At 45.8% G+C, this 23764-nt stretch carries 20 protein-coding genes and 9 tRNA genes; 7 read left to right on the top strand and 22 right to left on the bottom strand.

Translation table 11 applies throughout. From position 1 onward, the window contains the following. Positions 1–180: 180 nt before the first annotated feature. Both EC604_RS28905 and EC604_RS28900 read right to left on the bottom strand, forming a co-directional pair. Entirely contained in the window at positions 181–381 is a 201-nt protein-coding gene (locus EC604_RS28905; RefSeq protein ID WP_024633772.1) for a cold-shock protein, read from the bottom strand. A gap of 440 nt (positions 382–821) precedes the next feature. After that, positions 822–1058 carry a DUF6953 family protein gene (locus EC604_RS28900; RefSeq protein ID WP_123067400.1) on the bottom strand — a complete coding sequence of 79 codons (237 nt, stop codon included), beginning with the start codon at positions 1056–1058 and terminating at the stop codon, positions 822–824. Positions 1059–1586: 528 nt separating this feature from the next. Between EC604_RS28900 and EC604_RS28890 the strand changes: the two genes are divergently transcribed. Then, the gene (locus tag EC604_RS28890; RefSeq protein ID WP_123067398.1) at positions 1587–2258 is read left to right on the top strand and encodes a phosphatase PAP2 family protein; all 672 of its coding nucleotides are present in this window, start codon (positions 1587–1589) and stop codon (positions 2256–2258) included. A gap of 163 nt (positions 2259–2421) precedes the next feature. On the opposite strand, the gene EC604_RS28885 is transcribed toward EC604_RS28890, so the two are convergent. Then, positions 2422–3201, bottom strand: a complete 780-nt coding sequence (locus tag EC604_RS28885) for a helix-turn-helix transcriptional regulator (RefSeq protein ID WP_123067397.1) — start codon at positions 3199–3201, stop codon at positions 2422–2424. Positions 3202–3314: 113 nt separating this feature from the next. Between EC604_RS28885 and pyk the strand changes: the two genes are divergently transcribed. Next, the gene (gene pyk / locus EC604_RS28880; protein WP_123067396.1) at positions 3315–4730 is read left to right on the top strand and encodes a pyruvate kinase; all 1416 of its coding nucleotides are present in this window, start codon (positions 3315–3317) and stop codon (positions 4728–4730) included. Between the two features lie 301 nt (positions 4731–5031). On the opposite strand, the gene EC604_RS28875 is transcribed toward pyk, so the two are convergent. Together EC604_RS28875 and EC604_RS28870 are read right to left on the bottom strand one after the other, a co-directional pair. Then, positions 5032–6555, bottom strand: coding sequence for a methyl-accepting chemotaxis protein (locus EC604_RS28875; RefSeq protein WP_123067395.1), 1524 nt, complete (start codon positions 6553–6555; stop codon positions 5032–5034). A gap of 184 nt (positions 6556–6739) precedes the next feature. Next, positions 6740–7189, bottom strand: a complete 450-nt coding sequence (locus EC604_RS28870; RefSeq protein ID WP_123067394.1) for an SRPBCC family protein — start codon at positions 7187–7189, stop codon at positions 6740–6742. A gap of 185 nt (positions 7190–7374) precedes the next feature. Between EC604_RS28870 and EC604_RS28865 the strand changes: the two genes are divergently transcribed. Next, a complete protein-coding gene (locus EC604_RS28865) occupies positions 7375–8220 on the top strand; it encodes a helix-turn-helix transcriptional regulator (RefSeq protein ID WP_123067393.1) in 846 nt (281 codons plus the stop codon). Positions 8221–8254: 34 nt separating this feature from the next. Here the strand turns inward: EC604_RS28865 and EC604_RS28860 are convergent, their stop codons facing one another. Continuing rightward, on the bottom strand, positions 8255–8788 hold the full coding sequence (locus tag EC604_RS28860; RefSeq protein ID WP_123067392.1) for an MOSC domain-containing protein: 534 nt from the start codon (positions 8786–8788) through the stop codon (positions 8255–8257). Between the two features lie 234 nt (positions 8789–9022). Between EC604_RS28860 and EC604_RS28855 the strand changes: the two genes are divergently transcribed. From EC604_RS28855 to EC604_RS28840, 4 genes are all read left to right on the top strand, one after another. Further along, positions 9023–9421: a DUF1304 domain-containing protein gene (locus EC604_RS28855; RefSeq protein ID WP_123067405.1), complete on the top strand. Its 399-nt coding sequence runs from the start codon at positions 9023–9025 to the stop codon at positions 9419–9421. A 109-nt stretch (positions 9422–9530) separates the two neighbouring features. Further along, a complete protein-coding gene (locus EC604_RS28850) occupies positions 9531–10331 on the top strand; it encodes a DUF4261 domain-containing protein (RefSeq protein WP_123067391.1) in 801 nt (266 codons plus the stop codon). Positions 10332–10594: 263 nt separating this feature from the next. Further along, entirely contained in the window at positions 10595–10954 is a 360-nt protein-coding gene (locus tag EC604_RS28845) for a hypothetical protein (RefSeq protein WP_123067390.1), read from the top strand. 397 nt (positions 10955–11351) lie between these two features. Next, entirely contained in the window at positions 11352–13331 is a 1980-nt protein-coding gene (locus EC604_RS28840; protein ID WP_161557084.1) for a methyl-accepting chemotaxis protein, read from the top strand. A gap of 241 nt (positions 13332–13572) precedes the next feature. Here EC604_RS28840 and EC604_RS28835 read toward each other — a convergent pair whose 3' ends face one another. The 16 genes from EC604_RS28835 to EC604_RS28760 form a co-directional block, all read right to left on the bottom strand. Continuing rightward, positions 13573–14592 carry a LacI family DNA-binding transcriptional regulator gene (locus EC604_RS28835; protein WP_123067388.1) on the bottom strand — a complete coding sequence of 340 codons (1020 nt, stop codon included), beginning with the start codon at positions 14590–14592 and terminating at the stop codon, positions 13573–13575. Between the two features lie 115 nt (positions 14593–14707). Next, positions 14708–15514, bottom strand: coding sequence for a 5-deoxy-glucuronate isomerase (iolB, locus tag EC604_RS28830; RefSeq protein WP_123067387.1), 807 nt, complete (start codon positions 15512–15514; stop codon positions 14708–14710). 105 nt (positions 15515–15619) lie between these two features. Further along, the gene (gene iolG, locus EC604_RS28825; RefSeq protein WP_123067386.1) at positions 15620–16669 is read right to left on the bottom strand and encodes an inositol 2-dehydrogenase; all 1050 of its coding nucleotides are present in this window, start codon (positions 16667–16669) and stop codon (positions 15620–15622) included. 93 nt (positions 16670–16762) lie between these two features. Then, positions 16763–18238, bottom strand: coding sequence for a CoA-acylating methylmalonate-semialdehyde dehydrogenase (locus EC604_RS28820; RefSeq protein WP_123067385.1), 1476 nt, complete (start codon positions 18236–18238; stop codon positions 16763–16765). Between the two features lie 85 nt (positions 18239–18323). Further along, the gene (gene iolC / locus EC604_RS28815; RefSeq protein WP_123067384.1) at positions 18324–19334 is read right to left on the bottom strand and encodes a 5-dehydro-2-deoxygluconokinase; all 1011 of its coding nucleotides are present in this window, start codon (positions 19332–19334) and stop codon (positions 18324–18326) included. A gap of 152 nt (positions 19335–19486) precedes the next feature. Further along, on the bottom strand, positions 19487–20380 hold the full coding sequence (gene iolE / locus EC604_RS28810; RefSeq protein ID WP_123067383.1) for a myo-inosose-2 dehydratase: 894 nt from the start codon (positions 20378–20380) through the stop codon (positions 19487–19489). 96 nt (positions 20381–20476) lie between these two features. Continuing rightward, complete coding sequence (gene iolD / locus EC604_RS28805; RefSeq protein WP_123067382.1) at positions 20477–22342, bottom strand: 3D-(3,5/4)-trihydroxycyclohexane-1,2-dione acylhydrolase (decyclizing); 1866 nt, start codon at positions 22340–22342, stop codon at positions 20477–20479. Between the two features lie 516 nt (positions 22343–22858). Beyond that, positions 22859–22929: transfer RNA gene (locus EC604_RS28800), tRNA-Gly, on the bottom strand. A 12-nt stretch (positions 22930–22941) separates the two neighbouring features. Further along, positions 22942–23015, bottom strand: a tRNA-Pro gene (locus tag EC604_RS28795). A 7-nt stretch (positions 23016–23022) separates the two neighbouring features. Further along, positions 23023–23101 (bottom strand) — tRNA-Leu (locus EC604_RS28790). A gap of 17 nt (positions 23102–23118) precedes the next feature. After that, positions 23119–23195, bottom strand: a tRNA-Arg gene (locus tag EC604_RS28785). Positions 23196–23201: 6 nt separating this feature from the next. After that, positions 23202–23276: transfer RNA gene (locus EC604_RS28780), tRNA-Gly, on the bottom strand. Positions 23277–23407: 131 nt separating this feature from the next. Beyond that, positions 23408–23485 (bottom strand) — tRNA-Asp (locus EC604_RS28775). 28 nt (positions 23486–23513) lie between these two features. Then, a tRNA-Met gene (locus tag EC604_RS28770) sits at positions 23514–23587 on the bottom strand. 19 nt (positions 23588–23606) lie between these two features. Further along, a tRNA-Val gene (locus EC604_RS28765) sits at positions 23607–23682 on the bottom strand. Between the two features lie 7 nt (positions 23683–23689). Further along, positions 23690–23761, bottom strand: a tRNA-Glu gene (locus EC604_RS28760). Between the last annotated feature and the right edge of the window lie 3 nt (positions 23762–23764).

Here is a 23764-nt window from a genome sequence, read left to right as displayed (position 1 = left end):
TACCCCCTTTGTTATGGAAACACATCTTACTGACGTCATTTCACAAAAGCCACTGCTTAGCGGAAGTGTAACGTCCGCCGAACTTCTGCCTCGACAACGGTTGGGCAACTTCATCTATTTAAATCAAAAAAAAGAAGCTGCCTTTATCATTATAACATGTTAAAGGCAGCTATGCTTTAATTACAGTTTTACAACTTCTTCTGCTTGAGGACCACGGTTTCCTTGTACAATTTTAAATTGCACGCGTTGACCTTCGTCCAGCGTTTTGAAGCCTTCGCCTGTAATAGCGCTGAAGTGTACGAATACATCTTCTCCGCCTTCAACTTCGATGAAACCGAAGCCTTTATCAGCGTTGAACCATTTTACTGTTCCGTTTTGCATGTGAATTACACCTCCAAATAAAGATTAACATGTTCCTTTGTTCTTTGCAGCAAGCAAATAAAAATTCACACATTGAAAAAGGTACCAGTCATAAACTATAAGTGATCGCCCTTTACAATATGTGAATTAGGTTTTCCACTCTGCTTTGTACAACTTGATTCTTATTATACCTCTAATCGATCCAAAAAGCAAATCATTGTATTTTCTTTTCAAACAGCTTTGGAAATACCTGTTTATTATCTTCATGCCATAACCGGCCTGTGTTGTCCCCTTTGACCTATCGTCTGCATGTGTCTTATGAAAGGATATGCAGTTCCCATCCAACTTATACATGATTTGTGAAAATGTTCTGTTCTTGCATATCCATCATATTTAGGCAACTGTTCCAATCGTATTTAGAGTCAAAGTAACAATATGCCGGCACCCAGCGTAACTACAAGCTAAGTCCATGCCCACATAAAAGCATCGCGATCCCAAGCAACCCGCCCGCCATGAAGCTTGCGAAATGCTTTTTTCACCTCTTTGGACAAGGAAGCATTACCGTTCTCATTAACAAAAACAAAATGCTCTCCGTAATGGGTTCTTACATATTCTATTGCAGCTTCCTGACGAAGTGTGCCTGTAAACTTAATCTCAGAAACCATCCATTCAGCTACGTCCTGCGCTGTCTTTTCCATTATTATTTCACCTGCCGTTCTACAATTACACCATGGTCAAGCTTCTCTTTCCAAACTTCCCACTGTCTAAAGTATACCACGATTGCGGGAAATACGAAAAACAGGCAAGGATATATTAGAACGATAGGAAAAGTAAAAGTTCTACGATCCTTTTCATAAGCAAGTGTACCCATTCCAAAGAGAGCGTAATATAATACCTTGCATGAACAGCTTGAATGCTTCGTAAGGGAGATTCCAGTCCTTTGTAATTTCAGAATAGTAACATCTCTATCAAGACGATATGAATCTTTCGTCATAGAATAGTCATTTCTATCCCTATCTCGATATGGATAAAAACTTAAATAGTAACAAAAAAGAGATATATCGAATTGTTTTTTACCCTAAAATCAGGTATGGCTTAACCCTTTGCCTGTCCATTATAGTAAGACTTAAGTTTTATCTGCAGGGGCACTTCATTATTTTAGCGTCAAATGACTATAAAGCTTAGATGATGAATTCTATAATGTATATCGAATCAGGGAGGATTTTATGAAAGCATTTTTTCAACGATGGGGACATCTGCTGGCCATTCTATGTATACCACTTCAAGGATCGATTTATATGTTCCTAGGTAGCCGAGCGGGAAGTGATATATTCTACAATTATGCCTGGATTGATACACAGATTCCTTTCATTAAAGAATTTATTATTCCATATGTCAGCTGGATGCCTATATTATATCTAAGCTTTCTTTATCTTGGTCTAACGAATAAGTCGTTATTTTGGCGTACACTGCTCATTTATAACGTCGGGGTGATGGCAGCCAATGTTTGCTTTGTGGTGTTCCCCTCGTATGTACCACGTCCGGAAGTGACTGGAACAGATCTAAGCAGTGTGCTTGTGCAATTCATCTATTCCAATGATGCGCCTGTGAACTGTTTTCCAAGCGTCCATTGTCTAACAAGCTACATGCTGTTCATCATTCTCAACCGACATCTGAACGTTAAACCTGCAGTGCGAATCTTCGGCTCCATCTGGTTATGGCTCATTATTGCTTCAACCGTATTCGTCAAACAGCATTCCATGCTGGACGTCGTTGGTGGTATTGCTTTTGCTGAAGCCGCCTATTGGACAGTTCATGTCTTTGCCAAACGTCTGGGGCAGACTCGGAAAAACAGCAAGCAACCACTCCGGTCCACACAGCCAAGCCGAAATGCCTAACGTAGTTTTGGAACAAATATAATGGCTAAACAGGTGGCGACATGTTACATTTTCAACAATAATAATATTAATGAAAGAGGGCTCAAGTGCCCTCTTTTTTCGTATTCATCAGACCAAAGTTATTTATTAAAAATCCTACCAGATCAGTAATGGCTGTCATTCGTTACACAATTGGCGGACGCTCATGCAAGAGATCGGATGGCGGACTGCCCATGAGCCGTTTGAATATGCGGTAAAAATAAGACAAATCCCGGTAGCCGAGGAATTCGGCAATTTCCTGGATGGAGAGCTGTGACTCGGTGAGCAGGTACAGAGCCCTTTTCATCCGTTGATCATGAACGTACTCGCTAATCGTTTGATTCGTTACACTTTTGAACAGTGAGGCCGCATAGTTGGGAGATTTCCCGATCTCGTCACCAAGCTCTTCCTTAGTCACTTTCTCCCGATAATGCTGCTCAATATATCTTTTCATCCGTTCCACGTACCGATGCCTCTCTGGCGGAATGATACCGCGATCAAGTTCCCGGTTAATATAAATTAGGACTTCCATCAATAAGGCCTGGCTCATCATGACATAATAAGAAGGACGCTCTTCCCATTGTTGCTGAATTACCTTCATTCGCTGATGAATCAGTTCGTAGCAACCTGGTCTGTGCCTCAAGGGTTCAGGCTGTTCGAATGCAGGCAGTTCTGCAGTCTCATTTTGCCTTAATAAAATAACAAATTGGGTGTGCGTAACCGTAGGAATGCTCTTTCCATAATAAGGTGTCCCTCCGGGAATAAGGAGCAATTCACCCTTTTCCATGATCTGTTTATCTCCGTTCACCCAATATACACATTTTCCATATGTAACCAAACTGAGACGCCAAATCCCTTGTGGTTGCACGGCTTCTTCGTACCACCCTACGCCATTCACATGATGTACTTCAAGTGGAGTAACCATATAACACCTCATTATCGGACTATACTCTAATCATTGTACTATAGTTCATATCGTGATTCGACAGAAAACGCTACAATATACACATAAGCACTAAATATGAGGAGGATATTAGCATGTTGAAAACCAAAATTATCTGTACTATGGGACCTGCTTGTGACTCAATCGAAACGTTGAAAGTAATGATTCAGGAAGGTATGACAGTTGCACGTCTGAATATGGCTCATGGAGAGCTTGAGGATCACGTAACTCGAATTAACAACATTCGTACAGCTGCTGCTGAACTGAACAAATATGTACCGATCATGATGGACATCAAAGGACCGGAAGTTCGTATCGGAAAATTAAAAGAAGCTTCCGTTCACCTTCAAGCCGGTAAAGAACTAACGCTTACCACAGAAGATGTTCTCGGCGATGTAGAGCGAATTGCTGTAAACTACCCTGAATTGAATCTGGTTGTTAAACCAGGAGATCGCATTCTGATTGACGACGGCTTGGTTGATCTAACTGTATTGTCTGTTGAAGGTTCAGAGATTCACTGCAAAATCATTAGCGGCGGTATCCTGAAACCACGTAAAGGTGTGAATCTGCCGGGAATCAAAACGACTTTGCCAGGCGTTACCGAGCGTGACGTAATGCACATCGGATTCGGGATCGAGAACAACATCGAAATTATCGCAGCATCCTTTGTTCGTAAAGGCGATGACATCCGTGAAATCCGTAGCATTCTCAAAGAACGCGGTCAAGACCATGTACAGATCATCTCCAAAATCGAGAACCAAGAGGGCATGACTAACCTGGATGATATCATCGAAGCATCAGACGGCATTATGGTAGCTCGTGGTGACCTCGGGGTTGAAGTTCCCATTGAAGACGTACCGATGATGCAAAAAGAAATGATCGACAAATGTAACAAAGCCGGCAAACCGGTTATCGTCGCTACACACATGTTGGAATCCATGCAAGTAAACCCTCGTCCAACACGTTCTGAGGTAAGTGACGTGGCAAATGCGGTACTGCAAGGCGCTGACGTTGTAATGTTGTCTGGCGAATCCGCTGCTGGTAAATATCCGATCCAATCTGTTCGTACGATGGCTGCTGTTGCACGTCGCGCAGAAACAATGATCGATTACAAAGAACAATTCAACCAAAAATCTGCACAACAAGTGGCTGACATTACCGAAGTCATCAGTCAGGGAGCAGTAAGCTCTTCCCTCGTTCTGAATGCTAAAGCCATTATCACTTCAACAGAGAGTGGTTTTACCGCTCGCATGATCTCAAAATATCGTCCAAAAGCACCAATTATCGCAGTCACTCAACATGAGGAAGTGCTGTCCAAAATCTGTCTGCTCTCCGGGGTTATTCCGGTAATGGGTGATAAGGTGACAACAACGGATGAAATGTTCGAATCTGCAACACGAAATGCGATCAAAACAGGTTACATCGAAAAAGGTGACATTATCGTATTGTCAGCCGGTGTTCCAATCGGTCGATCAGGTAACACCAACCTGATTAAAGTACAGCAAGTATAATTACGTATCACAGCATAGCATTCGATAAAAGTATGAAATCAAAAATCCACCGGGATATGAAATCCGGTGGATTTTTTGATGTTTACTTACTACATAAAAGTTGAACGAGAAAAAATCGATCTATTTTTTACACAGAAACGGAGAGGACAGAAAAAACCTGGAAAAGCGAAGCGCTCGCCTTTATCACCGGATTTTCACATCTAGGAAAGGGAACAAAAAAATCTGGGGATAACAGCGATTGAAAGGTTATTCTGTCATCGGAGTGTTCCGTGTAAACACCTAACTTTGATTTAACATCGTTCTACAAGTTGCGCGAATAGTTAACCAGATCCTGCGACATGTTATTGATCTCATCCATTGAAGCATTGACCTGCTGTGTCAGCGCCGCCTGATTCTGAGTCAATGTGGACATGTTGCCGATATGCTGCAAAATATGATCAATCAACGTTTTCATCTTCTGCATGCTATCTTCAATATTAACGGTAGCTTCCGAACTGTGATCGGCCAGTTTGCGCACTTCGCCAGCTACAACGCCGAAGCCCAAGCCCAGTTCACCTGCGCGTGCAGCTTCAATGGCTGCGTTCAAACCAAGCAGATTCGTCTGACTGGCAATCTCTCGAATAAATGCTGTAATACTTTTCGTATCGTCCACACTATCCCGAACTTGTGTTGCCGCATCAGCGGATAATTCCTGAGCATTAACCAGCTCCTGTGCCTGATCCGTAATGGAGTTAATGCCACGCACCATCTCTTCGATGGACTCGGACAACTGTTTTGTTTTCAAATTCATCGCTTCAACAATGACTTCTTTGTTCTTCTGGTGAGTCACATCCCGAATTGTCCCCGCAACACGAAGCGGTACGCCATTCTCGTCACGAATAGTTTCACCACCCGCATGATACCAGCGATACTCCCCATCTTTACGTTGCAAACGGTAGTCAAGGTCATACGGCGTTCTACCGCTGTAATCATTCATATGTTCAGCAAATGCATTAATCGTACGATCATGATCTTCGGGATGAAGACGACTGCTCCAGCTACTGAATATGTTCGGGAAATCCTCTTCATTTTTAAAGCCAAGCTCTCTCCGGAATTGCGGGGACCACCAGAATTCATTGTTTGGATTGACCACATCCCCAGCAACTACCGTCATATCCCACGGCGCCTCCACAAGTGCACGGTTGACCAGATCATATCGGGTCACGAGTGCTTCCAGTTCATCTGACTTGGTCTTCTCTTCATGAATGTCGAACATAACTCCAATTAATTTAACTGGAGCACCTGCAGCATTTCTCACAAGTCGTCCAAGGCATCTGAACCAACGTGCTTCTCCATTTTTCAAAAGCATACGGCTTGTAATGTTATATCCCGCTCGGTCACTCGGATCATTAACATGTCTCGTAATCTCCTGCACAAGCTGTGGTCTGTCCTCTGGATGTACGGATTTAGCCCAGCTCGCGAACTCATTGGGGAATTCCTTCGAATTACTGTAACCCAGCATCTCACGGAACTCCTTGGAGAACGAAATGATATTATTGTTATCCAGCGGATTACCCGCAACGATCTCCGACTCCCATATACCCACTTGGAGCGCTTGATTCAACATGGCAAGACGCATCTGTGCATTTTCATATTGTGATTGCATCAGTTGTACTGCTTTCCGAATATTCTCCGAAATTTCATCATTGCCTTGTGCATCAGCGTCTGTCCCACTCCAAAACTGGCCATTCTGAGCGTTCTCAAGCAAACGACGGCTGTAACTTAGCAATTGCTCATGTGAATCTACACGATTTGATTTGCTTACTTCACTACGTTTCAAAAACATCGCGGTATCCCCTCTTATGTAAGGTGTATTTATATATACTTCGACATATATTGACAAGAAATGTAGGTCTAAAGTCTCCAATGTAAAAAAAAACGCAAATCCCCCCTTATTTAGGGAAGATAAACGTTGTTAGATGACTTCCTGTATTTTTGTATCATTCGATTTACGTAAATATAATTCTCTTCTACCAACCAAAATTAAGCGTTTTTCCCGTCTCTGCCCATGTCTTGATACTACTTAGAATCATCCACCAGCTATTCTGCGCGTTGGCAAAGGAAGGATGATTGTCTGTGAACTGATCATTGATCAGCGTCAGCTTCGTACATTCCCCCACGGTCTCTAACTGGAAGATGACTCTCGACTGGAGCTCGGCATGATTGGAATGATACGAGGGCCCTGGATGTTCTAGGTAGCTAAGTGTGGAGAGCGGTTCAAACTCCAGAATCTCACCATATACATGGACGGTTTCCTCACCATCATTACCCGGCCCAACATAAGCAAAGGGTTGTCCAGGTTGAAAATTCGAGCGAATCTCACTGCCAAAGAAGCTACTGCGCGTACCCTCGGAGGAAATCAGGGCATTCCACACTTCTTCACGTCCTGCATTGATATAAAATTCATATTTTAGATCCATCAGCTACTCACTCCCTTTTATACACTCAAAGTACGGCTGTTCTCCCGCATTTCTATCCTACCGTTATACCTAGTGCTCGTATTGTAAAAACGCGACAACGATCAAATATCGGTTATACTAAAGGAAATCAATTGATCCGAAGTCACTTCACCGTCATTTCCAAACAGGAAGGAGAACACACAGGGATGAACAGGACAAGCAAGCTCGAACCTCCCTCCATGGGACTACTTCATCTGGAAAAAGGTAACCAACAATATCAGTTACAGCGAGTACCTCCAGCCGAGGTACTGAACCCTTTTGTCAAACATTACTGGATGGTGTCCTGGGATCTTGCAGACAGTGACCCGTATCCCCAGCATGTAGTACCTAACCCCTGTGTCAATCTGGTCGTTGAGCGGAACAAAACATTTTTTTTCGGACCTTCTGATCAAAAATTTACGTACGCTATTCACGGCAAAGGTTCTGTTTTCGGCGTAAAGTTCAAACCGGGAGGATTCTATCCCTTCCTTCAAGCACCCGTGTCTACACTCTACGGGAAACCACTTGAAGTATCAGGTCTGCTCGGCATCAGTGCCGGAGCATTAGAAGATATTTTACTTGGTGAAAACGCCATGGAGGAAAAGGCTCGTTATGTGGATCAGGTGCTTTCTGCACGCCTTCCTGCGGAGGACAATGAAGCAAACTTGACCTGTGCTATTGTGCAACATATTGAACAAGATCGGGATATGCTGAGAGTAGATCAGCTGTCAGCCCACTGGAATCTGCATACACGCAAACTCCAGCGGTTGTTTAATCAATATGTCGGCATCAGCCCCAAAACAGTCATCCAATTATATCGTCTGCAAAATGCGGCTGAATGCATAGAACAGGGCCTAGCGTGCGACTTGGGCAAGTTATCTCAAGACCTGGGATACCATGATCAATCTCATTTTATTAAAGACTTCAAATCCATTATTGGCAGCACACCCGAAGAATATTTGATGTTGTCTGCATCTGTTCCATCAAATAGAGGCGGAAACCATGCAGGATGAGATCTATGCAGATATAGCCCTCAGAACAGGGTATCTAAGGCAAGCGTTTCACTTCAATCGTGTCACCTGTATGAATGACACCCTCACGTTCAACGGAACAGACGATACCACGTTTCTTGCGGGCGGCCGGCACAAACTTTTTGCGCAAACCCTCCTGTCCGTAGATTTGCTCAATGACTTTTCCCGGATGCACACAAGGCAGGTTTTCTCCTTCACAGATCAAACCTGTTCCATCGGGAAACAGAAGTCTGGTTCCCACGGGCAGTTCAGTCAACCGCTCTATACCTCGAACCAATATATTGGCACCGAGCCACTCAGGACGCACTTCCGGAATGTTCATCTTCTGGGCGATCAATGCGCACTCTTCCTCAGAAACGATGCTGATCTGCCGGCGATTAGCAATCGGCGTACCACGTTTGTAGATTTTCTGACGGGAATCTGCTGGTCTTAACAAACCATAATGCCGATCACCGGGTATTCCAGCAAGTTCAATATCTATAAAGGGCACCACCCTTGTTACAAATGTAGACGAATCATCTGCAAGCAGAACAAATTGAGCTGTTCCCATTAAGCTCCCCTCCCTTTCTGAATAATTCACTTTCCCTTGTTGCTCTGAGTGTTGTTACCACCCTGTGTATGAATCTTTGATAATCGGTAGATGCTGATGGGGGTATCTTATTATCTTACCCACTTTTCAAAGTTAGAAGATAATAACGAATAAAACCCAATTACAATATACGCAATTAAATTGCGATAAATTAATTTGAAATTCTCCGTTTATATGCTAATCTATATATTAAGTATGTTAGGCGTTCATTACATATTAGAAAGCAGGGTGTTTCTTTTGATCGGTACTATTTTTGTCGCTATTGTAGCTGTTGAACACTTCTATATCATGATTATGGAGATGTTCATGTGGACACGTCCACGCACGATGAAAACGTTTGGCACTACACCGGATTTTGCTAACTCCACCAAAGCTCTTGCCGCTAATCAGGGTCTGTATAACGGTTTTCTTGCAGCTGGTCTGATCTGGGGCCTGTTGTATCCGGATTCCAGTGTAGGGTTGCATATTCAGATTTTCTTCTTAGCATGTGTAATCTTTGCGGCTCTCTACGGCGGTGCAACTTCTTCAAGATCCATTATTATCAAACAGGGTTTGCCAGCAATCATAGCACTTCTGCTTGTATTGTTCCTGTAACTTGTCTAAAACAGGCATAATCTGCGACTGAACCCTCAGATATGGTAAGGTAGGAAGTATATCTTACCAATCACCAGAATGGTTCTGGGAGTAGAGAGGGGAACATGTCATGGGGCTGTTTGACAAGCTTCGTCGGCGCAAAAAGGAAAAGGCACAAGCCAGCTATGCCGCTCCGCAGACGGATTATAGTCAAACCATTGTCGGATTTGTGCTATTAGAACGGGAAGACTGTGATTTTAATCTTTTTATCAACCGGATGAAGATGGAATGGAATATTGAGATTAATGAACAAGCCGAGGAAGGCAATCTCTTCTTTGAAGTCGATGGAATGCAGGTCGTGTGCGCTCACATTGCCGCGCCTGTACCCGATCGAGAGGTCGAGGAGAATGCAAAGTTAAACATTCTTTGGCCAGAAGCTGAACAGGTGACTGCACGGCACCAGTCTCAGATCATTGTATCTGTTCTCAATGCAACGGATGCTATCCAGGGACATATCCTTTTTACTCAAACCGCATCCGCATTACTGCAATTGGATCATGCTCTCGCAATCTACATGTCTCCACTTGTCGTTGAAGCAGGTAAGTATGTGGAGGTAAGCCGTGGGCTTAAAGAGGATGAATTACCGGTACCTCTATGGGTCTTCATCGGTCTGTATCAAAACACCGAAGGGGCTTCAGCATATACATACGGCCTGCGTAACTTCGGTAAAGTTGAGATGGAAATTACTGGATCGTCTAAGCCCCTAAGTGATGTCTTTGAGATGATGTTTATGACAACCACCTATGTTATCGAAAACGATGTCACCCTGAATGATGGGGAAACTCTAGGATTTACTGCAGAGCAGAAACTAAGTATCGCCTTGTCCAAAGGAATTGCTACGGAAGGGGAAAGCCTGAAGATTGGTTTATAACCGATTCTGGCATTCCCTTGCAATACTGATATTCACAAAAGCCGCCTAGGGATTATACTCCGGGCGGCTTTTGATTTTTTAGAATCCTTTCAGAACCCAAGCATGACCGGAGTTATAGACCCCGTATTTTACTCTACTAGAACTATATGGTCCAAAAGAACTACAATCATGTGAAATCCATATTCATCTATCGCAGAAAACAGTATAATTAATAGGCTAATAGACTTATAAAATACATAAACAATCAATGAGGAGCTGCTTGTATGTCTGTCAAACGTTTGGATTCAACAAAACCGATTATTGAGATTACGTGGGAGGGGATTGTCTCACCAGAGCAGGTCGATCAAGTCAACGCAGAGATTGAAAAGATTGCCCCGCAACTGGGTAACACATTTGATGTAATAGTTAATATGATACACATGAAGGCTTTTCCGCAAGATACGAAGGATAAAATGGTGGAGCATCAAAAAAGACTGAAAGACCTGGGTATGAAACGGGCCAGTGTAGCTGTCGGTGGAGCGATCGCCAAGATGCAACTCAATCGAATCTCCAAAGAATCAGAACATCAGACTGAATTTCAATGGGAAACCTATGATGAGGCATTGGCATTTTTATTGAAATAAGAGTGTAATATGATGTGTTTAAAAAAGGGTGCTTTCCATTGGAAAGCGCCCTTATCATTTTTCTCGTTTATCTGTAGCTTATAAACTGCGGTTTACTAGGATAATATCTCATTTTAATTCTCAGTGTGTCTAAAAAGAGCGTTTTCAAATAAGAAGTATAAATATACAAGATCTCGCGAAAAGCTATACATTTTAATTTAATAATGACGATATACTCCATATACCAGAGCTGTAATTCACAACATCATAATCGTTATTTTGCTTGTGGTTTTTTAACAGGTAGGGTATGGATCTATCGAACTTTTCATGGGGTAAAGCAACTACAGAGAACGGAAGGGATTCTGTAACATCACATGAGTTTCATTCAACAGAGAATCAACATACTAGGAGGAATAATATGAAGCTCAAACCCAAATTAATGGTAATGTTTATGGCCTCTGTGCTAATTACTGCACTGCCTCTTGCCCTTCTTGGTTTGTATCAAACAGAAAATCAGGCTACCCGTAACGTCAAATCTCTACTTCATGGATTAATGAATTCAGCAACTAACCAATTAGAGGGGTGGATTGCGAGCAATGCCAAGGTCGTCGAAACCTTAGGCTTTGTAATCGAACAAGCTGTGCCTGAAGGCACGCTTACAGAGGATTATTTCAAAATAATGAACATGGGCACTAATAAAGACTATCTATCCGATCTGTACTTTGGCTCAGAGAAAGATGGTACCTTCATGAACGGATCAGATTGGTCACCGGATGCAGGTTACGATCCACGTAAACGCCCATGGTATGAACAGGCCAAACAAGCATCTACCTTAATATTCTCTGACCCTTATCAGGATATGATGACTAAAAAATACGCTATTTCCATGGCTATGCCTGTACATAATAAACAGGGGAGCCTAGAAGGAGTCGTCTCAGGCGTTTTATTGCTCTCCACCTTAACGGATACCGTTAATAAAATCAATCTAAACGGACTCGGGTACTCCTTTTTGATAGACAAAAATGGGATGATTCTCGCCCATCCAGAGGATAAAATGTTGAACACCTCTGCCAAGGATAATCCAGAATTAAGCCCCCTGCTGGCAGATATGCAGAGCAACCCTTCAGGGGAGAAGTCGTTTCAATACAACGGCGAAGATTATCTGTTATTCTATAACCAGATTCCTAGTACAGGCTGGGTGATCGGTTCCGTGATTTCAGAAAAACTTGCCTATGCTGAATTTTATCAGTTGCGTAATAATTATATTTTAATTATTGGGGCTACACTTCTAGCTGTGCTGGCTGGAGCTTACTGGATTGCGACTCTGTTCATCAAACCGTTGAAACAGCTGCACCAGACCTCCATGCAAATGTCCGGCGGCGACTTCACGGGACGGGTTAATGCGAAGGGCAAAGATGAATTTGCCGAACTCGGCGTCGCCTTTAATCAGATGTCTGATCAACTCGGGACACTGCTACGCCAAGTCACCACCTCGGCTGACCGGGTACACAGCATTTCAGGAGAGATGCAGGAACACACGGAGAATACAAAACGAATTGCTGAACAAATTTCGATTGCCACCGATGAGCTGGCTCAAGGCTCCAGCACACAAGCTGAATCCGTCTACGATGGATCTGGTCGTCTGACTGTTATGAGTGACAACGTTGGAGGTATTAACCGCAGTGTAGAACAATCGGTCGAGATGATACGCGACGCTGGTGAAGCGATGCTCACAGGTCTGCAAGCCGTGGATCACCAGGTTGAACTGGCAGACGGCAATCGTCACTCCATTGACCGGGTAGGTGAGTCGATTACACTGCTTGCCGACAAGTCTCAGAAGATTGAGGGCATCGTCGCTATGATTCAAGGCATCGCCTCTCAAACCAATCTGCTGGCGTTAAACGCCTCGATTGAAGCTGCCAGAGCGGGTGAACACGGACGCGGCTTCGCTGTTGTAGCAGAAGAAGTCCGCAAGCTTGCCGAGCAATCTGCTGACTCCGCCAAAGACATTATCATACTGCTGAATGAAATTCAGACAGCCAGCGGAATGAGTGTTAACGAAGTACGCACTGCTGAACAGGGTATGGAGCAACAGGTTGCTGCCGTGTACAACATGCGTGAATCCTTCTTACGCATCCAGCAGTCGATTGAGGGCATTGAAACTCAGTTGAAACAAGTCTCCTCTGCAACGACCGAACTGGACGACAATGCCGGCAAAGTGGCCGAGGTAATCTCCAGCGTTGCGGCTATGTCGGAGCAAAGTGCTGCTTCCACAGAAGAAGTGGCTTCTTCCACACAAGAGCAATTCAATTACATTACCAGCATCTCCGAGCGTTCCAATGAATTGGCTGAGCAATCCAAAACACTGGCCGACGAGGTGAAAAAGTTTAAAGTGTAATCTTCGAGACGATACGGATGACCTCTGCAAAAGAATATGCATATCTAAGCTGATTAAATCAAGAAGTCAGATTTATAGATATAATAAAACAGACCTCATTCTGCTCCAGATGGTGCATAATGAGGTCTGTTTACTGTTTGGTTATATGTCACAGTCACCATTGAACACATTGCACGGTACCGTAACAGATAAATAATCAACATGTGCGGTTAGATCCCGTGTTTTACATCAAATGCTATGACTATTTACGCAGCTCTGCTGGTGCTTGACCTGCCGAATCACGAACCACCAACTCCGGTTTAAGTACAATTTTTTGTGGAGCCTTCTGTTCATCCTTTAGCTCATCGATCAACAAATCCACTGCCCGGCGGCCCAAATCTTCAATCGGTTGGGCAATCGTGGTTAGGGGCGGGCTCGTTACCGAAGCGAGAATCGTATTGTCGAATCCGATAATGGATACATCCCTCGGTACACGTAGTCCTAACTCCTTAGCTGCTTGAAGTGCACCGATCGCCTGAATATCATTACAACAAAATATACCTGTCGGATGGTTCTCTTCACCGAGCAGCCGCAATGCCTCTTGTTTGGCAGAACCTAGGTCTGCAGCTGATTCTCGGATCTGATCACGCTCCAGTACATGTCCTGCTCGCTGTAAAGCTTCACGGAAGCCACGTACTCGTTCTTGACTGCTGCTAACTTTGGATGGCTCAGACAAGACCGCCAGACGCGTATGTCCAAGTTCAAGCAGATGTTGTGCAGCCAATATGCCGCCAAGCATATCGTCAATGGTGACCGTATGCACCGACAATGCGGGCATATGGCGGGCAATCAGCGCAACAGGCATCGACTGCTGCAAGAGCGGTGATAGAATCTCGGCATTCTCGATCCCGGTTCCGATCATCATGCCGTCGACTCTTTTTTGCTGCAACAGATTCAGGTATCGCTCTACCCGCTCGTCCTTGTTATCCGTACTGCAGATCACCACACTATACCCCAACTGGCGGCTGCGATCCTCTACTGCCCGGGCAAGCTCGGCAAAATATGGATTCGAAATGTCCGGTACAAGCAGACCTAGCGTATACGTCTGTTTGCCTGTCAGTGCAGCAGCGATTGCGCTCGGTTGATAGTGAAGGCGCTCCATGATCTCCATAATCTCGGCACGACGTTTCTCGCTGATCTTGCCTTTGCCGTTAATCACCTGCGAGACGGTGGCAATAGATACCCCCGCCTCGCGTGCTATATCGTAAATGGTTGCTTTCATCGTTTTTCCCCATTTGTGCTATATATAAATTCATTATACATAGATGATTATTATCTTCTTATTATGAAGGGGGAATACTACTTACGCAATGTGGAGACGAAATTACTTATGACTTTTACTTTTTGAACAGCCACTCATGATCAGGGTCGTTATGGAACTTCCATGTCCGTGTCGGTCCTGCCATCACATTCAGATAATAGACTTCATATCCCGGAGGTGCGCCTACCGGATGGTATCCATTCGGCACAAGCACTACCTCGCCGTTTTTCACGGCAAGCGTCTCGTCCACAGAACGATCATCGGTGTACACACGTTGAATGGCAAACCCCTGCTCCGGCTGCACACGGAAATAATACGTTTCCTCCAGCAATGATTCATCTGGCAACGCATCCCGATCATGTTTATGCGGCGGATAACTTGACCAGTGGCCATCTGGCGTGAACACCTCGACGACCAGCAGGCTGTCTGCTTCCTTTTGCTCCGGTAAAATGTTATGGATATGACGCTCCAGATTGCCGTAACCGCGTCCTTCCACACCTACATCCTCAGGAGCGATCAGGCGCGAAGGATACGTACCTTTCCCTGGGGCAACACAGATCGCGATTTCCAGCTCGGTAAGTGCCGTAACCTCAACCTGATCTAACGTGGACACATAGACGGAGTACGGAGGAATTTTTTCGAAAACGCTCATCCGTTTCCCGATATTCTCCCACGTATGCTCCCGAGTACTTACGTTTGCAAGCCCGCTGAGAAGCACAACACAGAGCTCCTGGTCTCCACTCTCACGGCTTAGCTTCTCCCCTGCTGCTAGTTTCGCAACCTGAAATCCGACGTATTCCCAGCCAGCAGATTCCGGAGTCACCGTTAATATTGTTCCGTCTGCCTCCGGGTTTGCGGCAGGTTTTACGATAAGTTCTGACATGTTGCCTTTCACTCCTTCCATACTCGTCTACTATTACCTGATCTGATCCTTGTGTGACGGTATCGTTCATTTATTTAAAGAAAACATATGTTTTTGGGCTACGTATTAATTGGCTGGTTGTGTCTCACGCGATGCACCTGGGACTTCTGTCATCTTCACAGGTCTTCCCTGCTCCATGGACATCTTGGCTGCCAAAGCGATCCGCTCCGCCTGTACAGCATCGTTACCGTCTACAATGACGGGTTTATCATGAATAATGGCATCAATGAAAAGAGCGGTCTCCTGCACATACGCCTCATTGTAACGTTCAAGGAAGAAGTGCAGTGGTTTGTCACGCATCAGTCCAGCCGCTGTGCTGATCTCCGCCGTATTCGGATGGTCATTATCTGCCGAAGCGCTACCCAAGGAACCGAATACTTCCACTCGTTGATCATATCCATACACGGCCTGACGGCTGTTGTCGATCACACCTATTGCGCCATTAGCAAACGTCAATGTAACGATCGCTGTATCCACATCGCCATGCTCGGCGAATACCGGATTAATGAGTACCTTGCCTTTAGCATACACTTCCTCAACTTCACTGCCAGACAGATAACGGGCCATATCGAAATCATGGATCATCATATCCATGAAAATCCCGCCGGATACCCGGATGTATTCCGCAGGTGGCGGGCTCGGGTCACGGGAAGTAATCTTGAGAATATGCGGATCACCAATCGTGCCTTCCAGCACATGGGAGCGTACTCTTCTGAAATTGTGGTCAAAACGGCGGTTAAACCCGATTTGAAGTTTCACGCCAGCCTTTGCTACAGCCGCTACGGCTGCTTCGGTCTGGGACAAGTCCATACTTACCGGCTTTTCACAGAAGATATGTTTACCCGCTTGTGCTGCTTGCTCGATCAATGGTACATGTGTATCCGTTGAAGAACAGATTAAAACCGCATCAACGTTTGACATTGCAATGAGCTCACTGCTGTCTTTGGTTACAACGGAGATGCCCCGTTCAGAGGCCCACGCCTCCAGTTCAGGTCCTGCAAACAAATCACTGATCGCGACAATCTCGGCATGCGGGTTACGCAGCAGGTTGTCTGCATGGATTTTGCCGATACGTCCAGCACCAATGATACCAATTCTTACTTTGTCCTTGCCCATTCCGTTATCCTCCCTATTTGCATCCCTATGGTGTCTGGGAACTGAGCTCTTGCTCAGCCCCTGTATTGCACATACGTACTGTGCGTTAAACGATTACCAGCGTGTGGTTACCATTTTCTTGCGAGTGTAGAACTCCACACCATCCGTGCCGTTAGCATGCAGATCACCGTAGAAGGATTTCTTCCAACCGGAGAATGGGAAGAAGGCCATCGGTGCAGGTACGCCCAGATTCACTCCCAGCATACCTGCATCAATCGTTTCACGGAACTGACGCATATTTGCGCCACTGCGAGTAAACAGACATGCCCCGTTCGCAAAGTCTGAGCGGTTTGCCAGTTCTACCGCTTCCTCCAACGTTTCTACTCTTGCCACCGAAAGAACAGGAGCAAAGATTTCATCTTTCCAGATTTTCATGGTGCTATCTACATGATCAAATACAGTTGGTCCTACAAAATAACCGGAGCCGTCTGCCGCCTGATCCTTGCGTCCATCCCGAATCAACGTTGCACCTTCCTGTTCACCTGACTCAATGTATCCCAATGTACGCTCTTTATGAGGTCCACGGATCACCGGACCCAGGAATACACCTTCGTCCATACCGTTACCGATGTTGATCCGGTCCGCCGCTTCCACCAACTTTTGTACCAAGGCATCCGCTACATCGCCAACAGCGACAACAACGGAACATGCCATGCAACGTTCGCCGGCTGATCCAAATGCTGCACTTGTAATCTCTTTTACGGTCAGATCAAGGTCAGCATCCGGCATAACGATGGAGTGGTTCTTCGCACCAGCGAGTGCCTGAACACGTTTGCCATGTGCAGAAGCTGTTTTGTAGATGTATTCGGCAACAGGTTGTGAACCGACAAATGAAATCGCAGCAACTTCTTTATGCTCAAGCAATCCGTTTACAACGTCATGTGCACCGTGAACGATATTGAGTACGCCGTCCGGAAGTCCTGCTTCTTTGAAGAGTTCTGCCAAACGTCCAGCAAGAAGCGGAGTACGCTCTGACGGCTTCAAAACAAAGGTGTTACCGCAAGCAATCGCTAGCGGGAACATCCAGCAAGGTACCATCATCGGGAAGTTGAACGGAGTAATGCCCCCGATAACCCCGATTGGGTAACGGTACATGCCCGACTCCAGTCCTGTAGCAATATCAGGCAACTGTTTACCCATCATGAGGTTTGGAGCACCAGCCGCGAACTCAACGCACTCAATCCCGCGCAATACTTCGCCGTAAGCTTCGGCATAACTTTTACCGTTCTCCAGTGTCACCAGTTTAGCCAGTTCTTCCCAGTGCTCTACCAGCAACTGCTGATAACGGAACAGAATGCGGGCACGGCGAGGAACCGGTGTAGTGCTCCATGATTTGAATGCTTCCCGTGCAGCCTGTACCGCCTGATCCACATCCGCTTGTTCAGACAGCGGCACGTATGCAATAACCTCTTCCGTAGCTGGGTTGACCACTGCTTCGGTTCGTGTTGTTGTTGGGGTTACCCAAGCACCCCCGATCCAGTTTTGTACATTCGTCACTGTTGCAGACGCTTCTGAAGTCCCTTTTCCCATGTGTGTTGTCTCCCCTCGTTTATGTGCGTTACTTCTATGCGTTTCTTCCACTTGTGATCTGCTTAGGTTCATACTCTATACGTGATTAAGACGGAACAATTTCACCACGGTTGCAACGTTCGATATAGTCATCCACCTGTTCCACCGTTGGCATGGCATCCGAGCAGCTGTGACTGGAGATAACGATACTTGCTGCAGCACTTCCGTAGCTCATGCTGCGCTCGATCGTCCACCCTTGCATTAATCCGTAAAGGAAACCTGCCGCGTAAGAATCACCTGCACCGAATGTTTTTACGACACGAGCAGGATAACTGTTGGCCCGGTGTGATAGTCCTTCACGCGTATACGCGATAGAGCCTTCTTTTCCGTGCTTGATAATAACGATTTTCGCTGAAAAATCAAACCATTTCTGTGCCGTCACCTGATCATTATGATCCGGGTTATTTTCAAATGTCTCCATCATGTCAAACTCTTCTCGTGTGCCCAAGATGATATCGCATTTCTCGGCAGCAAGGTTATAATAAACGGCCGTTTCTTCATCCGATGTCCATGTGTATGGACGGTAGTCCAGATCAAATACGATAATAGTGCTGTGTTTTTTGGCATAGGTCAGTGCCTGGATTACTGCTTCACGTGATGGGCTCTGAGCGAGAGCTGTACCAGAAATCAACAGCACTTTGGAATCCGCAATCAGCTGTTCCTGTACCTCACTGGCCTGTAATAAAAGATCCGCTACATTGTCTCGGTACATCAGGATACTGCAATCTGTCGGGCTCTTGATCTCGGTAAAAGCAAGTCCGGTTACTGCTCCCGTGTTATCAGTCACCACATTGGAAGTGTCAATCCCGTTTTTCTCCAGATAACTTTGGATGAATCTGCCCATCTGGTCACCAGCAATTTTGCCGATGAAAGCCGTCTCCATGCCAAGTCTGGACATGCCGATCGTAATATTGGCCGGAGAACCGCCAACATATTTGGTAAACGTCATCGTCTCTTCCATCGGACGGTTGATCTCATTGGCATTCAAGTCGATGCACAAGCGGCCAATGGCAGTAAAATCCTTTTTCCTTGATGCCGGAAAGGATACGTAAGTCATTGCGTTTGAGCCCCTTTCTATGGTGGAATCTCGATTGGTTAGGAGATGATTTCTACTCCATTTATATGAATTCATATTGGTTTAAATTTATTTTGCCTCACATATAGATGCTAGGCTGGTTAACTGCCTTTAATTGCGCTGTCTTTACTGCCCTAGTACAGAGACTCCATGTAACTCAGAGAGCGTTTCGCATACTCATACGGATTATGAATGGCAGGATCTTGTTCTCCTTCAAGCATCGCCCAGCCATTGTATCCACGAGTGATCAGCTCCTGCAGAATTGGTGCAAAATCAATACAACCATCTCCTGGTACAGTGAATACACCTCTGCGAATACAACCAACAAAGTCAGATTTCTCTGCTCGTGCCTGATCCAGCACATCCGGGCGAATATCCTTCAGATGGATGTAGGCAATCCGGTCGTAATGTTTACGCAGCACCTCAAGTGGGTCAGCGCCGCCATAGTAGGCATGGCCTGTGTCAAAGAGTAAGTACACCAGTGAAGGGTCTGTGAGCTCCATCAAACGATCAATTTCCTCTGGTTGCTCAACTACAGTGCCCCCGTGATGGTGATAGGTGAGCTTAAGCCCATACTCCTGAGCAATGGCACCGGCTTGGTTCAAACCTTCAGCAAGAACATGCCATTCGGCATCGCTGAGTCTAAGCACTTCTTTTTCATTCGGTGTCCGTCTTGGATCAAAATGAAGTGAGCCGCCTACCTCGGCCGTGCTAATGACCTTGCTTCCCATGGACTGCAGAAATTCTGCATGTCTGCGATAGTCGTCCAGCTCTGCTTGGCGATATGCCGGATCGGAGAACAGTACGGATTTCCACTGGGAGATCAGATTAATATTCCGCTTGCTCAGCTCTTCACGCAGTGTAGCGGGATCGGTCGGGTACTTGCGTCCCATCTCAGTACCCGTCAATCCCAGACGCTGAATATCGTCCAGAATCTGCGCACAAGTTGTATCATCACCATGTTCCTTTACATCTTCGCCGACCCAATTGATCGGATGAATCCCAAGCTGGAATGGCAGCTTGCTCATGGTTCCACGGCTCCTTTTGTTGTTCAGCTTTGTTAGACCTGTATATAAAGAGAATTATTATTAGAATAAAATGAGTAGATGAGAGCAGCCACTCGCTTAAACCAGTTTTGCTTTGCCACGATTCGTTTTCATCGTCTCATGGGCACGAACGACTTTCTCCTCAACAGATACTTCAGGTACGCCGACATTCCACCATGACTCATATCCACCTGTATTGGTTCCAGGTACAACCGGAATTTCAATCAACGTTGTCACCGTTTCATTTTTGGCATCCCGAAGTGCCTGTTCCAGTTGCTCTGCGGTTTCCGCGCGATATGCTTTCGCACCCATACTGCGAGCGTGAGCTGCAAAATCCATAGGCATATACTCACCAGTCAAACGGCCACTATCTGTTTCACGATAACGGAACTCATTTCCGAATCCGTCACTGCCGTGCTCACGTTGCAGATTATGAATACACTGGAAACCATTGTTATTAAATAAAAGAATCGTCATTTTCTTCTGTTCCTGCAGACTTGTTACCAGTTCAGAATGCAGCATCAGGTAACTGCCGTCACCCACCATGGCGTAGACTTCACGATCCGGCTCTGCAAGTGCTGCACCGAATGCACCACTGACCTCGTATCCCATGCAAGAGAATCCATACTCCATGTGGTAAGTCTTCGGCTCAGCTGTGCGCCACAAACGGTGCAAATCCCCTGGGAGACTACCTGCTGCACAGACAATTACGGAAGAGGGATCAATCGTGCGATTTACGATACCAATGGCTTTCGTCTGCGCCAGACCGGCTTCATGCTCGGCAGCGTAGAGTCGATCCACCTCTGTATTCCATTGATTACGAAGTTCAGCCACCTCAGATGAACCATATGCACTGCTGTACTGTTGTGCCTTCAATTCTTGTTGCAACACCTGCAAGCCTTCACGGGCATCAGCCAGAATGGCTTCCCCGCCTAACTTGGCAGCATCCATACTATTCAGGTTGATGTTGATAAAGGTCACTTCTGGATTTTGAAAAGCAGCATGTGAGGCCGTGGTAAAATCGGAGAACCTTGTCCCTACGCCGATCACGACATCCGCTTCTTTAGCCAAGCGATTGGCTGCCAGAGAACCGGTAACCCCTATCGCCCCCACATTAAGCGGGTGGTTCCAAGATACTGCACTTTTGCCTGCTTGCGTTTCAGCAATCGGAATACCAAAGGCTTCCGCGAACTCGATCAGTTGTGCAGATGCTTCAGAATAGAGCACCCCACCACCTGCAACGAGCAGTGGCTTTTTGCTATGGACGATCTGCTTCGTTGCCCGTTCAATGGCTGCCGGAACAGGTGGCCGGCGATCCAGGTAATGCACTTTACGGGCAAAGAACGATTCCGGGTAGTCATATGCTTCTGCCTGTACATCTTGAGGCAATGCCAGTGTAACAGCTCCAGTCTCGGCTGGGTCAGTCAATACACGCATAGCATTGGTGACCGCAACCATTAACTGTTCCGGGCGCACGATGCGATCCCAGTATTTGCTGACTGCTTTGAATGGATCTGTAGCCGATATTGTATAGTCACTGCTTACTTCGAGTTGTTGCAATACTGGATCTGGCTCTCGCGTAGCAAAGTTATCTCCAGGGAGAAGCAATACCGGAATCCGGTTCACCGTTGCTGTTGCTGCAGCAGTAATCATATTCAGTGCACCAGGGCCAATAGATGTAGTGCATGCGTAGATCTGTTTACGGTTTTTCTGTTTGGCGTAAGCTGCAGCTGTGTGCACCATACCTTGTTCGTTTTTACCTTGCATATACGTCAGGCTTCCAGAGCTACGTTCTAATGCTTCCCCGATTCCTGTTACATTCCCGTGTCCAAATATTCCGATAATTCCTTTTACAAATTTGGTTTCTACCCCATCTACCGAGATATACTGCTGATCCAGGTATCGAAGCAAGGCCTGAGCCATCGTTAGTCGAATCGTTGTCATGAACTGATCGCCATCCTTTCCTTTACGGGTTAAGCGCTTAATCTAAGTTAAGTTTAAGCGCCTTACCCCTAAAGGTTAAGCGCTTAATTCATATGGTATTACAGGCTGAGCATTTTCGCAAGTTATTTTTGTAAGCGTTTTATTAAAAATGAGGGGATTTTTTCGTAAATAAGAGTGAAAAGTATGAATCTGGGGGATTATTATCCCTCCGATTGCTAAGGTAATGGCTGGAGAAATATAAAGTATAAATGATCAACAATTGTTTATATAAGAAACTCGAATGTTATTAAAACGCATTGTGGGTTTGAAAATCGAGGGATCAAAAGTAACTCAAAAATTTAGCTGAGTGTAACGAAAGAGTTCATTGAATGTTGATTGATTGTTGATTGAGAGAATAGCTGAGTAAATCCGACGAAGGCTTGGCCACATAATATAGGAATAGGGAAATAACCCCTTTTTCATGCAAAAAAAAGAAAGAGAACACGGATTGTGTCTCTTTCTTCTTCAAATATATAAAGCGGGTGATGGGAATCGAACCCACGCTATTAGCTTGGAAGGCTAAAGTTCTACCATTGAACTACACCCGCATAAACGAAAAATCGGGATGACACGATTTGAACATGCGACCCCCTGGTCCCAAACCAGGTGCTCTACCAAGCTGAGCTACATCCCGTTAAATATACCGGCGAGAGGACTCGAACCTCCACGGTTTCCCACTCGATTTTGAGTCGAGCGCGTCTGCCATTCCGCCACGCCGGCAAACTTTGAAAAAATAATGGCGCGCCCTGAGAGATTCGAACTCCCGGCCTTTTGATTCGTAGTCAAACGCTCTATCCAGCTGAGCTAAGGGCGCAAATATTGGAGCGGAAGACGGGAATCGAACCCGCGACCCTCGCCTTGGCAAGGCGATGCTCTACCGCTGAGCCACTTCCGCATAATAAAATTGTAAAGATGGCGGAACCGACGGGATACTCTCACTTCGTTCGAGACTGCGAAGCGAATGCTCTCGAAGTGTATGCTCCGACGAACCCCAAAACGGATTCTCATCCCTGAAGCTTGTAAAGATGGCGGAACCGACGGGATTCGAACCCGCGATCTCCTGCGTGACAGGCAGGCATGTTAGGCCAACTACACCACGGTTCCAAATCACTTTCAGTGAAGAAAGCTTTAATTGCGGGGGCAGGATTTGAACCTGCGGCCTTCGGGTTATGAGCCCGACGAGCTACCGGGCTGCTCCACCCCGCGTCATTAGGATAAATATATATGGTGGAGGCTGAGGGGATCGAACCCCCGACCCTCTGCTTGTAAGGCAGATGCTCTCCCAGCTGAGCTAAGCCTCCGTAAATATGACCCGTAGGGGATTCGAACCCCTGTTACCTCCGTGAAAGGGAGGTGTCTTAACCCCTTGACCAACGGGCCTTA

The organism is Paenibacillus amylolyticus, from assembly GCF_003719335.1.
Classification (GTDB): domain Bacteria; phylum Bacillota; class Bacilli; order Paenibacillales; family Paenibacillaceae; genus Paenibacillus; species Paenibacillus amylolyticus_D.
Note: the sequence above shows the minus strand (reverse complement) of the source record. Positions and strands in the feature narration are given on the sequence as shown.